Genomic DNA, 16,065 nt, shown 5'->3' with positions numbered 1-16,065 from the left:
CAGATATGCAATTATTATTGCACCTGACTCACACACAGCTTCTTTAAAAAGGTGTTATGAAACAATATCAACGTAGGTCTTTAATTGCAGTATTAAGCGGTGTCGTGGTTTTTATTATATGTGCTAGCACACTGATGTACTTTGCTGCACAAAAGCTAAGTAGGCAGTTAGCGCGAGATTCAAATTATATTGTTCAACACATAGATGCTGCCGCAACAGAACGTAGAAAAATTTTAACCCGCCTAAATAACGCAAACGCTAAACAATGTAATAACAATACATTGATAGAAATGCGCCGCGCGTTGTTTGATGCACAATACGTGATAGATATTGGCTTTTTTACAAATAATGAGCTGGTTTGCACCACCGGGGCAGGAAAGCTGGCAGCAACAATTACCGATAATCCTCCCGACTACATTCGAATTGATAAATACGATAATAAACCTGTGCGCATAAGGTACGAACCGCAATTGTATTTGCTTTTGTTTAGTGGCCGTGCAATGGAAGTGATAATTGTAAGGCAAGGTAATTACAATTTAATAGTCGATACGCGCGCTTTTAACGATAAAGTAATTGTTTCTCCTCAGTGGGAAGTACTTTATAAAAATACGCGCGAGACGTTTCATTTAGCGGGGGCTAAAGGGGTTTATGAGCAGGTAAAAAATCACTCATTTTTACCTTATGAATCAATTATTAAATGCAGTACTAATAACCCCGGGTACTGCGCAGCCGCACAACTTCCGTGGAGCCAATTTTTTGCTAATAATCAATTTTTATTGATTATTTCGCTTATTTTAATTTCGTTAGCGGGTGTATCGAGTGGACTGTTAATTGACTATAGCTTAGCGGCTAGGCGCTCAACTATCACGCGCGTGCGCAAAGGCCTTAAAAAAGGCTCATTTTATTGGACCTACCAACCCATTATTTGTTTGCAAACAGGTAAAGTGGTTGGTTGTGAGGCGTTGGCACGTTTTGAAGATAAATACGGGGTTTTATTTCCTGATCAATTTATTCCTATTATCAGAAAAACCAATTTAACGTGGCGCTTTACCCAAGCCATGATTGAAAAAGTACTTTATGAGCTAACCACCGTTGAGGCATTACCGCGCAATTTTAAAATTTCTATTAATATTTTTCCCTACGATGTAGAAACAGGCAATATTGCGCTTTTAAAAGACATACCTGCACTCACCGATTCGCGCTTTATTATTTGTTTAGAAATAACAGAAGACGAATACTTAGACTCAACAGTTGCCCATACCCACTTTAAAAGGCTGGTTGAGGCGGGCTTTAATTTATCGATAGATGATTTTGGTACGGGTTACTCTAACTTAAAAAATCTACAAAACTTGAGCTTTCATCAGCTTAAAATTGACCGCACTTTTGTACAAGATATAACAACACAAGGCTTAAAGGCATCAATGATCCCTAATATTATGGCGTTGGTACGTAAGTTTAACTACACCTGTGTAGCAGAAGGCATAGAAACAAATGAGCAAGAAGCCATACTAAAACAAGCTGGCGTACATTATGGCCAAGGCTGGAAATATGCCGAGCCCATGGCACTTCGAGAGTTTAAAGCGTATTTAAAATTGCAAACGGTTTAAACGTGTTTTACCTCATACACGTATTAGTATGATATTTATAACAGTGTAAGGTTTTAAAATGATTAAAATAATAGCCAGCGCATTTATGGTGTTAATGCTTAGTGCGTGCTCAGCTCAATACCCAAATCAGCAAATTACCGGTAAGCAGTTTCCTACCATTAGCGGCCAAAGCCTAGATGAGAAAAGCGTAACCATACCGAGTAATTTTAAAGCCGATAAAACCTTGTTACTCATTGGCTATAAACAAGATAGCCAATTTGACATAGACCGTTGGTTAATTGGCTTAGACATGACAGGGGTTACATTACCCACTTACGAACTGCCTACCATAGCAGGTATGGCCCCGCGCATGTTTAGTACATTTATAGACAGCGGTATGCGCAAGGGTATACCAAAAGAGCTGTGGGGCGGGGTAATCACTATTTATGAAGATGGTGACACTGTGCAAAAATTTACAGGTAATAAAAACCCAAACAATACTCGCGTTGTTTTAATAGATAGCAAAGGTAAAATTTTACATTTTTACGATAGGGGCTTTTCGGTAGAGGCGCTTAATAAACTAAACGAAAAAATAAAATAAAGGGAGCCAAGCTCCCTTTAGTATTAAGTGTGTTTAAAACGCATAACTTACACTAAAGCGCGTAGTGCGTGGCATAATATAGCGGCCATTTGGGGCATCGGCATTACGTGGGTCGCCCTCTGTTATACCTTGCTCACCCGTTAAGTTATCAATGGCCAGTTGTAGTTTTATGCCTTCCATAGGTTCTAAAATTAGGCCTAAGTCTACTTTTTCGTAGCCATCAAGAGTCACCGTGTTTTCGTTGTTACCAAAGCGGTCATCAACAGCCGACAGTGTGCCATATAACGTGGCATACATACCTTGTAGCTCAAAGTCGTAGCTAGGTGTGATACGCACTTGCCACTTTGGCTGACGCTGAGATTCATTTCCTTCATTGGTTGGGCTTTGCGTTATTTCGGTTTCTTGTAGTGTGGTATTTAAATTAACCGAAAAACCCGACTGATGATTAAAGTTATAATCAAGCTCAACACCGTACGCTTCGTTTGTTAAAATTTCTGCAGGTACACCTGGGCGGCGTACAAATGTATCGCCCTTTACTTCGTTAACAAACAAGGTAGCGTAAAAGTCTGTAGAGTCAGAAATTAGCTTGTAGCCAAATTCGCCTTGGGTTACTTCTTTAATTAGCTTTTCGCCGCCTTCATAAGCGCTAAAGTTATCTCTAAAGTCGTCAAAGTAAGGCATTTTATAACCACGGTTTACGCGTGCAAATACACCCATGTCATCGTTTATTGAATAGTTAATCCCCGTTGTCCACGATGTTTTACTTTCATCATAGTTAACTGTTTTGGTAATAATTCCATCAAGGTCTTCATCAACACTGTATTCTACTTCATGACTTTCGTGGCGCACGCCTGCATCTAATGTAAAGTCGTCGGCAAATTTGTATTGAGCTGTTACATAAAACGCATTGGTGCGCGCATCACCTGTTGAGCTAATATCGTAGTTAAAATCGCAGCCATCAGTGCTTTGATTACACTCAATGCCAGTTAGCGACTCGCCGCCGGCTTCTAGTACGTGGTAAGCCGTATTACCTAAACTCCACCAATCGTTTGCCGATGTACTGGCTGTGTAGTAACCAAACGTGGCTGATAAATTATCAAATTGCTTTGAAAACGCTAAATCGTTTGTAAATGAGCTAATTTCTTTTAAAACAACCCAGCGGCCAAGTTGTTGTATTGGGGTGTCGCTTGCGTACTCAGTATTGGTTACTGCACCAAATGCGGTTTGCCCATTATCGGCAACTGCACCAACCGTGGTTGCTGAGCCACTTGGCACCAACCCGTATGTATTGGCATCCCCTTTAGTTATATTAAAGCGGTCAGAAAATTGCCAACCATTATCAAGCTCTAGTTTAATGCTACCGCCTGTTACATGGCCGTCCCAGCCTCGGCCATCCCCTAAGTCAATATCGTGTGCTTGTGCATCGGGGCCGGTAAAAATGGTTGCTTGGCGGTTTAACGTGCCAAGTTGGGTATATTCTGCGTCAATCCCTTCAATATTAAGTGGGGTAGGTAAGTACCATGCACCATGATCATCTGTTTGACGGGTATAAAAATTAAGCTCGCCGTTATCTAAATCTTTAGTGATATTAATGGTAAATTGGCTGCCTTTCTCAGAGGTAAAACCTGCATCACGAATACCCGGAGAGCTTTTTACATACCCGCCAACCATAAAGTATAAATCGTCAGTAATTTCACCACTAATAACGGCATCTACTCGTTGTAGGTCGTAATCAGATGTTGTGTATTTAAATAAGCCCTCGGTGTCTTCACCACCACGCTTTAGCCTAAAGTTAGTTGTTAAACCCGGTTGGCCATTTGATAAAACAGGGTTTGGCCCACCGCGTAAAGCTTCCATGGTCTCAATCGTTTCATCAATTCTAAAAAGTGAAGAGTTTTCTAAAAACGATAATGTAGGGGCTGGGTAAACGGGTGACCCTTCAATACTTAGGGTTAAAAATGGGGCGTCACCGCCACCAGGAAAACCACGTACAAATACATTGGCACCAGATTCACCCCCTGAGCTTTCTACCCAAACCCCAGGTACGGCTTTAAACAGATCGGCAGTGCTTTTAGGTGAAAGTTTAATAATTTGCTGGCTATCAATATTTGTAACAGCGTAGCCTGCATCTATTTTTCTGATGCCGACCCCGGTAGGTGTGCCCGAAACAACAATTCGCTCTACCTTGGTTTCTTGTGCTTGCTCTTGTGCAAAGGTTGCGTGTGAGCTCAAGGCTAAAGTTATAGCGCACGCTAATGTACTTTTTGCTTTATTGAATGTCATGTGTGATCCCGTTTTTAGTGTGTTAAACAGTGTGTTTTTTACTGCGCTGTATACAAAATTTTTATGTAAACAGGCTGTATATGATGAAACCTTAAAGATTAATGCAAACGTTTGCAATATTTATTTGTAAATTATTTATGAATTATATTTGTAGAAATATTGAGCGTAAAAGCCTAGGTATGGCTTTTTTAGCCTGTGAGGCAAGCCAGAAAAAATTAATAATGCTATATTGTCAGCTAGTTACATTAAACATTAGTTAATACAACGCGGCTCAGGGTTTTCATGGATAACAAAAAAATAAAATTAGCTGATTTAGCAAAGCTGGCAGGGGTGTCTACCTCTACGGTTTCGCGTGCTTTAAATGACAACCCGTTAATAAAACAAGAAACACGCGATAAATTAAAACAACTCGCTAAAGAGCATAATTTTAGTTTAAACACCGCTGCAAGCCGCTTGCGAACGCAAAAAACAAATGTTGTTGCTGTTATCATTAACTTAGATGAACAAACCGAACAATCGATTAGCGATCCATTTTTACTTAAAGTGGTTAGCGAAATTAATCTTGCACTTAATCAACAAGGGCTAGAGCTTTTATTGTCTAATTCAATAATGGCACAGCACGATTGGGCTAATTACTTTATTAATGGTCGAAGGGCCGATGGTATTATTGTGGTTGGGCAAGGTAAAGATCAGCGCAATATAGAGGCGGCTGCTAAAGCGGGGATCCCTTTGGTTGTGTGGGGAGACCCTAAAACACCCAGTAATTACCCTATTGTAGGCAGTGATAACTACCTAGGTGGAATGCAAGCCACTGCGCACTTAATCGAACACGGTGCAAAAAATATTTTATTTTTAGGCGACCCAGAGCACGGTGAAATTAGCGAAAGACACCGCGGTTATGTGGCTGCGCTATCTACGCATAAACTAGAGCAGCACGTTGTTTCTATTGATATTACGAGTAGTTCGGCGTATCAAGAAATTAATAGTCTATTACGCGAAAAAGGGCTCTACTTTGATGCAATAATGGCTTGTAGCGATATGGTTGCTTTAGGTGCAATGAAGGCGTTAAAAGAGCGCTATGTCAGTATTCCTAACGATGTTGCATTGGTGGGCTTTGACGATATAGCAATGGCAGATATTAGCCATCCGTCGCTTTCAACAATTAAACAAAATACTCAATTAGCGGCTGAACTTTTAGTTAAAAAGCTTATGCAACAATTTAAGGGTCAAAAAGTTGAGTCTCAAGTTATTGATATAGAATTAATAACTCGCCAATCGAGTAAACGCTGATTTATGAATGGTAGATACAAATTTAAAAACTTAAAATGCAAACGATTGCATTGATTTTTATTCTACACTAAACTCAACGTTCACTGACACAAACACACGCTAATTACCCAAAGGTGTTAGCTTTAATCGTTATGGCGCACTGCGTTATAAGTAAGGCAAGCTATGAGTAAAACAAAAATCACACTAGCAATTGCTGCAAGCTATTTTATTTTCGCAATATTATTAAATAGCGTAGGAACAGTCATTTTGCAGGCAATAAACACACTGGGCGTTAGCAAAACTGAGGCGTCTGTTTTGGAAGGGTTTAAAGACTTATCAATTGCGATAATGTCTTTTGTTGTTGCCTCATTCATTCCTAGATTAGGGTATAAGCTCGCAATGTTAGGGGCTTTAGCGGTCGTTGCATTAGCGTGCTTAAGCACCGCACTGATCAGCGAATTTTATATGTTTAAAGTGCTATTTGCAGTGATAGGCTGTGGCTTTGCGGTAGTCAAAGTTTCTGTTTATTCGATTATTGGCCAAGTAACCGAAGATGCTAATAGTCACTCGTCACTTTTAAACTCCATCGAAGGGATTTTTATGGTGGGTGTATTAAGTGGTTATTGGATTTTTACCGCCTTTATAGACCCAAGCCAAAGCAATGCGTGGCTCAATGTTTATTACGCGTTGGCTGCGCTTACTTTAATTGTATTACTAAGTGTTGTTATTGCACCGATTGCGCCTGCAATTGATAAAAATAAAACTGACTCTAGTTTGAGTGATTTTATAGCCATGCTTAAATTAACGTATCAGCCCTTGGTGCTTATTTTTATTATAAGTGCATTTTTATATGTCCTTATTGAACAAGGCGTAGGTACTTGGCTGCCAACCTTTAATAACCAAGTTTTACAACTGCCTGTGGCTATAAGTATTCAGTTAGCGAGTATTTTTGCAGCGGCGTTAGCGTTTGGTCGCTTAGTTGCGGGGCAGGTGCTTAAGCACATTAATTGGTTTCTTGTACTGTGCGGATGCTTAGTCGCCATGGCATTACTTATTATTATAACGTTACCCCTAACTGAAAACCTGCCTAATACAGCAATCACTAGCCTATTTGATGCACCACTGGCTGCATTTGTTTTGCCCCTCATTGGCTTTTTTATGGCGCCAATTTATCCAGTGTTAAATTCGGTAATGCTCAGCGCATTAGAAAAGCACCAACATGCTGCCATGACAGGGCTAATCGTTGTGTTTTCAGCACTTGGAGGCACAACTGGTTCAATGATCACAGGCTACGTATTTGAGCATTTTAGTGGTCAGCACGCATTTTACCTGTCGTTAATTCCCATTAGCTTAATTTTTATAAGCGTGATTATTTTTAAACAGCGCACCCGCGCCATTTCTCAGCACGCTGCCAGCATATAATTGATTTAGGATTGTTATGAATTTTTTTGAGAGCCAGTTATTTAAAGATGTACAGACCCAACATATTTTTGATGACTGTAAAACATTTGCAGATGCAACTGCACGAACCAGCTGGCAAAGTGCGTGTAAACACTATGAGCAAGTAGCACCGCTTAATCAAGCCCAATTAAAAGAGTTTGTAAATGCTCACTTTATTACGACCCCCTTACTCCGTATGCAAAGTGAGCCAGATACCGCAAGCGTTAAACACTACATTAACTCTTTGTGGCATGGTTTGAGACGGGCGGCTGATAAACCTAAAGCCGATTCTTTATTAGCATTAAAGCATAGCTACATTGTGCCTGGTGGGCGTTTTCAGGAAATATACTACTGGGATAGCTACTTTACAGCGCTCGGCTTAATTGATGCTAATAAACCCGAGATTGTTGAAGATATGCTGCAAAACTTTATCGACCTTATAAACGATTATGGGTGTATTCCAAATGGCAATCGCAGTTACTACTTATCGCGTTCACAGCCACCTATTTTAGCGCTTATGGTTGAATTACTATGGCAGCACGAACACAGTAAAACCAATAATGTAGCATGGCTTGAAAAATGTGTTGACGCGCTTGAAAAAGAGTATGCGTTTTGGATGCAAGGCGCAGAAGAGCTTACTAACGAGAAAACGGCACTAAGGCGAGTTGTAAAAATGCCATGCGGTGGCAAGTTAAATCGTTATTGGGACGATGAAGCAGCCCCTAGGGCAGAATCCCTGAGAGAAGATCTGGCACTCGCAGAGGGCTTAGCTGAGCATAAAAAGCCCGACTTTTATCGACATATACGTGCAGCGTGTGAATCTGGCTGGGACTTTAGTTCTCGCTGGCTAGCTGAGCCTAATTCACTTAGCTCTATACAAACGACCGATATATTACCCATTGATCTTAATTGTTTGCTTTATAACCTAGAAAAACAGCTTAGTAAGTTTAATAAGCTGCTAGGTAATAGCCAACAAGCCGATTTATTTAGCGACTACGCAGCAGCTCGCCGCACACTGATTAATAAATACATGTGGAGTGAGCAACAACACTTTTTTGTTGATTATAATCATCACAAAGCGAGTCAATCTAAGGTGTTAAGCGCTGCCGCCAGTACTGCATTATTTTTTAACTTAGTGTCTGAGCAACAAGCTCAACATATTGCCGAGCGACTAAGCCGCGACTTTTTAAAGGCTGGTGGCATAGTTACTACCGTTACCTCTACATCACAGCAATGGGATAGCCCTAATGGGTGGGCTCCGCTGCAGTGGTTTGCTGTTAAAGGGCTTAATAATTACGGTTTTAGTGATCTTAGTAAACGTATAATGCAAAACTGGCTAACAATGGTAGAAAACGACTTTTCTGTTAATCAGTGCCTACTAGAAAAATACAATGTGTGCGTGCCTCAATTAAAAGCAGGGGGCGGAGAATACGTAGTACAGCAAGGTTTTGGCTGGACTAACGGGGTTACCTCACGCTTTTATACGTTATGTGAAGACTGATCAGAGCAGTGTTTTATATGACAATAATTCACTAGTTTTCATTAAGTTATTGTAACTATTAACTAAATATTATTGGTGATTGTTTTATGCCGTGTATAAATAATGCCCAGGTGCATTGTAAGTGATTAATAAATTCGGTAGTGTGGTGTAAAAATTTCAAGGACGAAATCTATGCTACAACCACACGCCGTTTTTGTAAAAACCACGTTTCAATCTTCTTTTCACTGTGAAAGCTACACAACTATATTAAAAACCATGCAAGCCATTTTTGGCGATATTAAAATGGACGACGTGATCCCTAAAAACGAGAAAAGGGACAAGTTTGATTTATTTTTAATTGATGGCGCTAAAAATAACTGGTTAGATTTGCTGCCTGCCGACTTAATTTGCCTCGCTAAAAAGCATAAAGTTGTCTTATTTAATGTAGAGCCCAATGCCGTGTGCGAAAAAAACCTACTGTTAAATCATTTCAATGGTGTGTTTTATAAATCAGATGCACCAGAAACTATTTTTAAAGGGCTAGTTAGAATAACCTCAGGCGAGTTATGGTTTACGCGAAAGGTTATATCAAAAGCGTTTTCAGATATTCTCTCGGTTGCCTCTTCGTTTAATAGCCTACAAGAAGACATTACCCTCAAAAAAGGGGATTATGCGCACCTTACTAAACGTGAAAAATCGGTTATTCACTTAATTGCTCAAGGGGCGAGCAATAACGCCATTGCCGATAAACTTAATATAAGTGACCACACCGTTAAAACGCATTTGTACAGTGCCTTTAAAAAAACCAATTCTCGTAACCGTGTTGAATTAGCAAATTGGGCTCAGCGTTACATATCGGTTTTATTACCTATGGCTAAGTAGTTATAGCAATTTTTTAAAACACGATTGTTGTATTCACTCATACAAAAAAGACTACATCATGTAGCCTTTTTTGTTTTTAAATTATAGCCTTATACTAATTCGCTGAATCAAGTGTTATTGCGCATTGGTATTACGCTGATTTTTGTGCCCACAATCCTCTATCAATTCCTTTTGTAATTAAGTCTGTGAGTGCTTTTTCAATGGCTTGGGTTACACATATGCTCATCGGTTCGTTATCACTAAAGCCGGCTTCAGCTTCGGCTAAGCGTTTGTAGCTTACGTACCTAAAAAATCCTGCACGCATTTCTTGGCTAAGTACTTTTTTGCTGGTGGCTACGCTAAGTAATACTTGGCCGGTGCGAACATCAACTGCGCGTAAATATATAGATATTGCATCTTCACGATATAACTCAGAGGCGCCAATACCAAAGTATTCCATTCCTAAACCGCCTGTTTTTACATTAGTATCGTAGCTAATAATACCGCCTTCTAAAATTATTTTAGCGGTTGTAAGGGGCGGTAAATCTGGTTGGTTAGAGTTGTCAGATTGGCCTGCACGAATAATCTTTCGCTCTGTTAAAATATTTTGTAAGCCTTCGCGTTCAACCGGTGTAAACCAATCAGACTCGTGCAGTGCTTGCACTAAAATAGAGTTAGCACCTTGCGTTACTGCAGTTGAAAACGAGCTAACATTAGTTTGCGGTTTGTATTGGCCTGTTTGATCTCTAAACGAATACACAGACACAGGGATACTGCCTACGGGTTTAGGTAAGTTCTTTAAATCACTAAATATTTCAGTGGGTTCTAATGTGGTGGCGACTTGCTGTGAGGGAGGGATTAAGTTTCCCATACTTGAGCAACCAGTTATGGCTAATAGAGTTATTGTTATGAGTATTTTGCGCATTATCCAAACCTCGGAACTTCGATGATCACGACAGAGTCATCTAATATATTGGTTATTTTTACTGTAATAGTGTCGGTTGTGCTGGTGATGACTTCTATTTGATAATCGCCACTCATAAATATTGAGTCTTGGTCAAACAGGCTGTCTTCAATTTCTTCGCCAAACGCCATATCGGTAATTTCTCTTACCATGCGGTTTAAATACGTGCGCTCTAATGAGTCTTGAAATTGCTCTGCGTAGCCTTTTTCGATGGTTGGGGCTTTGTGTTTGTTTTGCGCTTGCGCTTTACTAAGCAGCATCGTGGCATTGAGTGGGTTACCACCAAAGCTTGGGTTGATTGGGGTATAAATTATTTCAGTTGCCGAGGCTGAAAAACTAAGTGTTGTTATTATTATAAGTGCTATTTTTTTCATTTTACCATCCATTTACTGCCATATCGGGTGACGATGTTGCCATATTTGAGCGTGCCATCGCGTCTATTACAGTGTAAACAGCTTGCTCAACGCGTTCGTCGAGGGGCGCTAATCTACGTCCTAAATAGGTTACATACACGAGTTGGTTATTCATAATTAGCGAAAGCTTTGTGCCAGCTTTTGGTATTACTGTTTCTCTTATTTCTATATTAAAACCAGCGGTTGAAGGGAGATCTCGCCAGTAATTTGAAAATTCGTAATAAAATTGATGGCCAAAACGACTAATGCTTCTATCAAGCAGTAAGCCATCTATTTCTAGTTCTTGCGCAGCATTGCTTAGCGAAGAAAAAAACAGAAAAAAACTCAGTAGGTAGTAACGTAAGTGAAAATTTTTTTTCATAATAAAATGGGGAGGGTTAACCTCCCCACCTCAATAATTACATTTGCGTAATTGTTGCTGTATTGCCATCACCAATTTGCGTAACAGAAACCGTGCTGTCGTAGCCAATTACTGAGCCTTCAACAAGGTTATCGTTACCTACTTGAGTAACTGTAAACGATACGTTTTCACCGCCCACTAAAAAGGCTGACTGCTCAACGCCGCTTACCCAGTTACCTTCACCTTCTTGTGAAATATCTATACTGTGGCTACTACCTTCAACCATCATATCGACTAGGTTTAACATGCCATCTTGCGCAATATCGATTTGGTTATCGTTACTATCTAAAATACCCGCAAGCGTAACAACTGCCTCGTTTTGAGCACCACTTTGGGCAATATCAATATCGTTATTGTTTGATGTAAGCGATACATCAGGGTACGACGATTGCACCAGCATCACGTTTTCATCACCAGATTGAACTAAATCAACATCGTTACCTGTACCGTTAAAGTTAGCAAGGTGAACAGAGTTTAAGTCGCCAACTTGAGAGGTTGAAAACTCATTATCAGAGCCAATTACACCCATGTAAGATTCGTTAAAGTCACCGTTTTGTAGTGAAGTTAGCTCGTTGTTATCGCCAATTAAATCGGCTGTCATTAAGTTTTCAGCGCCAACTTGCGTTGCTGTCACTTCGTTATTTGCACCTTCAAATAAGTTTGATTCAATTGTATTTAATGAACCTTCTTGATCTAAATCTATTTGGTTATCATCGCCAACAACAGCTGCAAACGTTACTGCATTTGTTAAGCCATCTTGCTCAATTTCAATTTCATTTGCATCACCAGAAATTGAACTAAATGCTACAGCGTTACGGTCGCCGTTTTGTTCAACATCAAGCTCATTTTCATTACCTTTTAAGCTACTTACTTTAAAAGTATTCCAGTAGCCGTCTTGAAGTAAATCAAGTGTATTTTCATCGCCTGAAAGCATGGTGATTTCTGCTTCATGCCATTCACCCTGTTGTAAAGACATGATTTCATTTGCATTACCTTGCATATCCATGTTGTAGAACCAGTGGCCGCCGCTACCTTGCTCTACATCAATAAGGTTGTCATCACCGGTTACGATGTTAATCGCTTCGTTATTTACGAAAAAGCCTTGGCCAAATTGGCTAACAAATAACATGTTGTTGTTACCTGTTACCTCAGAAATAAACCCATTAGTAACGCCATCTTGCGAGTACACTTGCGTGTTGTTATCGCCAGTTGTTGTTACTTCGGCATAATTACCAAATTGGCTTTGCACAACTTCAGTGTCGTTATTGTTACCTGTGGTGGTCACAAGCATGGTGTTGCTGTCGCCTTCTTGATAAAGAAACGCGTTATTTTCATTTGAAGTTTGGCTGAGGGTTAAGCTGTTTTCTAGACTCTCTGTAGATACCTGTGTACTTAGTTGCGAGCTAGACACTGATTTGTTTTCTGTATCTGCGTGTGAGGCAAAGCTGGTACCGACTGCTAATGCAACAGCGCAGCTTAAAAGTGTTTTATTCAACTTCATTATTATTCTCCTTGAAATAGTAAAATCAAATACCTTAAGTGTTATAAATTTTAATAAGATATTTTCGCTCAGCATGCCGTGCTGAAATAATGGTGTGATCCACTGTTAATTTGATTTTGTAAATCGTTTGTTATTACAAATGCTAAGTTTAAGCCTGTCATTTTTATTAAACATAAAGTGGCTAAACTTTTTTGTAAGAACACCTTCACTGTATTCTCCCCGGCGAAGGACTTAAACCATCTTTTTTTACCAATTTTATTTTTTATGTATTTCATTGAGTTATAAAAAAGTATCTATATAGGAACAAAACTGGGAAGGAAAACTAGTAAAAATGTCTGGTCCTTAAAAAGGTAAAAATGGCGGGCGGTACTTCATAAAAATGACTGTGTTGTATGTTTTTTTGTTAATCAGTCTGGTTAAAAATGTTGATTTTTAGTTGTTTGTTATTTTTTGACTTGTGTAAATCCATATTTATTAGTTTTCTAGTTCTATGCCACGTGATCCTCTTGTATTTGAAGTTGTAAGTAAACTTACTTAGTACGGCTAAGTTAAACCAACTATGGATAGAACAATGAAAACAAAATTATCTATTATCACTCTTGCTTTACTCCCGTGTTTAGCTGCTGCAAAACTACCTGATGCAGGTGTTAAACACCCTGTTGTAGCAAGTAGTGATGCAGTAATTGTTAAATACAAAAAAAATGCATCAGCACAAATGCGTAAACAAGCGCGTTCGTTAGTTAAAGCAAAAATTTCAGATGTAAACGCTGATGAAATTGATGATAACTATAAGTCTTTACTTTCTGGGCGGTTAGCTAAGTTTAAAATTTCGGGCATGAGTACTAAAGAAGCCATTGCACGCTTAAAATCTCACCAAGCGATTGAATACGTTGAGCCTGATTACCAAGTAAGCATTGCTCAAACGCCTGATGATCCGCGCTTTGATGAGTTATGGGGTTTAAATAACGACGGCCAAACAGGCGGTACTGCCGATGCTGATATTGATGCAGTAGAAGCATGGGATATTTCGACAGGTAGCCGCGATGTTGTGGTAGGTGTAATTGATACCGGTATTGACTATAGCCACAGCGATTTAGCTAGCAATATGTGGGTTAATAGCAGTGAAGTGCCTGGAGATGGCATCGATAATGACGGTAACGGCTTTGTAGATGACGTGCACGGTATTAATGCAATTACCAACAGTGGTGACCCTATGGATGATGAAGGCCATGGTACTCACGTATCGGGCACCATAGGCGCAAGCGGTAATAACGCAACAGGTGTTGTAGGCGTTAACCACGAAGTATCGCTGGTAGGGTGTAAATTTTTAGATGCTGCAGGTAATGGCTCAACATCAGATGCAATTAAGTGTATTGATTACATGGTAGGACTTAAAAATGCCGGTGTTAACTTACGTGTTTTAAATAATAGCTGGGGCGGTGGCGGTTATAGCCAAGCATTAGCCGATGCAATTGCCTCAAGCGAAGCAGCCGATTTACTGTTTGTAGCGGCAGCGGGCAACGACACCATAGATAACGATGTAAACCCGCATTATCCTTCTAACTACGAAAACGCGAGCGTGTTATCTGTAGCAAGTACGGATCAAACCGATAATATTTCGTGGTTTTCGCATTATGGTTTAACTAGCGTTGATATGGGCGCCCCTGGTAGCGCAATTTTATCTACTACACCAGGTGAGAGCTATGCCTCTTACTCAGGCACATCAATGGCGACTCCTCATGTAGCTGGCGCTGCAGCATTAGTGCTATCTATTAACCCAGAACTTAACACGCAAGAGCTTAAAGAATTACTAATGAGCTCTGGCGATGCCAACACTGCACTGCAAGGTGTAACGGTGGCAGGTACGCGTCTTAATGTTAACCAAGCACTTATTGATGCAGATCCTACACCTGGCTTTAAAATTTCAGCCGATCCACTTACGCAACAAATTGTAGCGGGCCAAGCTACAAATTACACATTCACCATTGGCTCAATTGCCCAATGGGATGAAGAAGTAACGCTTGAACTATCATCAACATTAAGCGGCGCTTATTTGTCGGCTAGCACGGCTCGCCCTGGTGATGAAGTAATGCTTAACGTTGAAACCGACACTGATACACAGTGGGGTGAATACGAGCTAACCGTTACTGCAACAGCGGATGAAATTGTTAAACAGCAGTCAGTTAAATTAATGATTCAACCGGTAGGCCTAAACGACTTTACCTACAGCAGTAATGCAAGTGTTGATATTCCTGATAACTCGCCAGTGGGCGCCGTATCAGTAATTAATGTACCTGATGACTTAACTGTGTTTGGTACAACAGCTGATGTTGATATTACGCATACTTACTCAGGCGACTTAGTGGTTAAGCTAGTATCAGCACAAGGCACGCAAGTAACGCTACAAAGCAACGTGGGTGGTTCAAGCGACGACATAGTGAGAAGCTTTACGTCTGAGTCATTTAACGGTGAAGTGGCAACAGGTGATTGGACGCTACACGTTGAAGATACCGCAGCAGCCGATACGGGTACCATTAATACGTGGTCTCTTACATTAAGCGCTATTGGTGAAATTAGCCCACAACCACCGCGTGCGGGTTTTGATGTAGAAACACAAGGTTTAACCGTTAACTTTACTGATTCAAGTACAGATGCAAATAACGATATTACACAGTGGAGCTGGGAGTTTGGTGATGGTGCAACATCATCTGATCAAAACCCAATGCATGTGTATGCAGCCTCTGGTAATTACGATGTTGTACTAACCGTAACTGACAGCGAAGGCAATACAAGTACGTCAACTCAAACGGTTGTAGTAAGTGATGTAGAGCTTGAGCTTACCCTTAAACGCGCTAATAAATCTCGCCTTGATACTATGCGTGTAGATTTAAGTTGGGAACGTGTCGGCGCTGAGTCATTAAGCGTATACCGTAACGGTGAGCTGGTTGATACCACATCAGACAACGGCCGTTACCGCGACTACGTACGTGGTGCTACATTACCATCGTACGATTACCAATTATGTGTAACTGAAAATGTATGTTCTAACATCATTACAGTGTCATTTAATTAACTACTCCTAAAGTGACCTTAAGCCCAGCAATGCTGGGCTTTTTTTGTTTTACGATAAATCTAATAAGCTCTTAGAGTTTAGCTTTAACGGCTCACATCTAGGCTTTTTTATACCAATGCGCATAATTATATGATCTATTTTGAGGATGGGTAAACGTGTTGATAGCAAGGCAAAAAATTCGCTATTTAGTTGTT

11 protein-coding genes and 1 pseudogene are annotated in these 16,065 nt (G+C 40.1%); 7 read left to right on the top strand and 5 right to left on the bottom strand.

Annotated features, from left to right (window positions below):
• The first annotated feature begins 56 nt into the window (after positions 1-56).
• Together B4F91_RS18520 and B4F91_RS18515 are read left to right on the top strand one after the other, a co-directional pair.
• Complete coding sequence (locus B4F91_RS18520; protein WP_286937721.1) at positions 57-1,607, top strand: EAL domain-containing protein; 1,551 nt, start codon at positions 57-59, stop codon at positions 1,605-1,607.
• A 58-nt stretch (positions 1,608-1,665) separates the two neighbouring features.
• Positions 1,666-2,187 carry a hypothetical protein gene (locus B4F91_RS18515; protein WP_054981684.1) on the top strand — a complete coding sequence of 174 codons (522 nt, stop codon included), beginning with the start codon at positions 1,666-1,668 and terminating at the stop codon, positions 2,185-2,187.
• Positions 2,188-2,220: 33 nt separating this feature from the next.
• Here the strand turns inward: B4F91_RS18515 and B4F91_RS18510 are convergent, their stop codons facing one another.
• A complete protein-coding gene (locus B4F91_RS18510) occupies positions 2,221-4,470 on the bottom strand; it encodes a TonB-dependent receptor (RefSeq protein ID WP_286937723.1) in 2,250 nt (749 codons plus the stop codon).
• Positions 4,471-4,749: 279 nt separating this feature from the next.
• On the opposite strand from B4F91_RS18510, the pseudogene B4F91_RS18505 reads away from it, so the two are divergent.
• The 4 genes and pseudogenes from B4F91_RS18505 to B4F91_RS18490 form a co-directional block, all read left to right on the top strand.
• A pseudogene (locus B4F91_RS18505) lies at positions 4,750-5,760 on the top strand (LacI family DNA-binding transcriptional regulator); the annotation flags it as partial.
• Between the two features lie 162 nt (positions 5,761-5,922).
• The gene (locus tag B4F91_RS18500; protein WP_096042765.1) at positions 5,923-7,161 is read left to right on the top strand and encodes an MFS transporter; all 1,239 of its coding nucleotides are present in this window, start codon (positions 5,923-5,925) and stop codon (positions 7,159-7,161) included.
• Positions 7,162-7,177: 16 nt separating this feature from the next.
• Positions 7,178-8,680 carry a trehalase family glycosidase gene (locus B4F91_RS18495; protein WP_286937726.1) on the top strand — a complete coding sequence of 501 codons (1,503 nt, stop codon included), beginning with the start codon at positions 7,178-7,180 and terminating at the stop codon, positions 8,678-8,680.
• Between the two features lie 171 nt (positions 8,681-8,851).
• Entirely contained in the window at positions 8,852-9,541 is a 690-nt protein-coding gene (locus tag B4F91_RS18490) for a response regulator transcription factor (protein ID WP_096042767.1), read from the top strand.
• A gap of 130 nt (positions 9,542-9,671) precedes the next feature.
• Here the strand turns inward: B4F91_RS18490 and B4F91_RS18485 are convergent, their stop codons facing one another.
• From B4F91_RS18485 to B4F91_RS18470, 4 genes are read right to left on the bottom strand one after another with little or no spacing between them, the layout of a single operon-like run.
• Positions 9,672-10,445, bottom strand: coding sequence for a CsgG/HfaB family protein (locus B4F91_RS18485; RefSeq protein WP_286937728.1), 774 nt, complete (start codon positions 10,443-10,445; stop codon positions 9,672-9,674).
• The gene (locus B4F91_RS18480) at positions 10,445-10,870 is read right to left on the bottom strand and encodes a curli assembly protein CsgF (RefSeq protein ID WP_004587047.1); all 426 of its coding nucleotides are present in this window, start codon (positions 10,868-10,870) and stop codon (positions 10,445-10,447) included. The genes B4F91_RS18485 and B4F91_RS18480 overlap by 1 nt, the downstream gene beginning before the upstream one ends.
• Entirely contained in the window at positions 10,860-11,258 is a 399-nt protein-coding gene (locus tag B4F91_RS18475; protein WP_064387109.1) for a curli production assembly/transport protein CsgE, read from the bottom strand. Before B4F91_RS18475 ends, B4F91_RS18480 begins: the two co-directional genes overlap by 11 nt.
• Before the next feature lie 37 nt (positions 11,259-11,295).
• Entirely contained in the window at positions 11,296-12,798 is a 1,503-nt protein-coding gene (locus tag B4F91_RS18470; protein WP_286937730.1) for a curlin, read from the bottom strand.
• Positions 12,799-13,369: 571 nt separating this feature from the next.
• Between B4F91_RS18470 and B4F91_RS18465 the strand changes: the two genes are divergently transcribed.
• The gene (locus B4F91_RS18465; protein ID WP_286937731.1) at positions 13,370-15,871 is read left to right on the top strand and encodes a S8 family serine peptidase; all 2,502 of its coding nucleotides are present in this window, start codon (positions 13,370-13,372) and stop codon (positions 15,869-15,871) included.
• The last annotated feature ends 194 nt before the right edge of the window (positions 15,872-16,065 follow it).

The sequence above is a fragment of the Pseudoalteromonas sp. UBA6610 genome (assembly GCF_002433295.1).
Taxonomy (GTDB): domain Bacteria; phylum Pseudomonadota; class Gammaproteobacteria; order Enterobacterales; family Alteromonadaceae; genus Pseudoalteromonas; species Pseudoalteromonas atlantica.
This window is presented reverse-complemented; position numbering and strand designations above follow the sequence as displayed.